The 553-nt window shown below is 67.8% G+C and carries 1 pseudogene; it reads left to right on the forward strand.

From position 1 onward, the window contains the following. A pseudogene (locus tag JG676_RS07775) lies at window positions 1–461 on the forward strand (acetyl-CoA C-acyltransferase); the annotation flags it as partial. Window positions 462–553 lie beyond the last annotated feature (92 nt).

The following is a 553-nucleotide window of genomic DNA, read 5'->3' on the forward strand; positions in this document are numbered from 1 at the left end:
TCCATCATGCCGGCAACTCGTCCGGCATCGTCGACGGCGCGGCCGCGATCCTGATCGGCAGCAAGGAATTCGGCGAGAAGGCCGGCCTCAAGGCGCGGGCCCGCATCCGCTCGTTCGCCTCGATCGGCTCGGAGCCGGCGATCATGCTGACCGGCCCGGCGCCGGCCTCGGAGCGGGCGCTGAAGCGCGCCGGCATGGACGTCAAGGACATCGACCTGTGGGAGCTGAACGAGGCGTTCGCCGCCGTCGTGCTGCGCTACATGCAGGTGCTCAAGATGCCGTACGACAAGATCAACGTGAACGGCGGCGCGATCGCCATGGGCCATCCGCTCGGTGCCACCGGTGCGATGATCCTGGGCACGCTGCTCGACGAGATGGAGCGGCGCAACCTCGCGACCGGCCTCGCCACGCTCTGCGTCGGCGCCGGCATGGGCACAGCGACGATCATCGAGCGCGTCTAGGTCTTCTCTTCCGGACCGCGAGCGTCTCGCTGGCTCATGAGCGAGCGGGACGCTCGCGGTCCGGAAGACCATGAAAGGACTTCAACCATGAT

This window comes from Campylobacter sp. 2018MI34, assembly GCF_016598975.1.
Classification (GTDB): Bacteria; Campylobacterota; Campylobacteria; order Campylobacterales; family Campylobacteraceae; genus Campylobacter_D.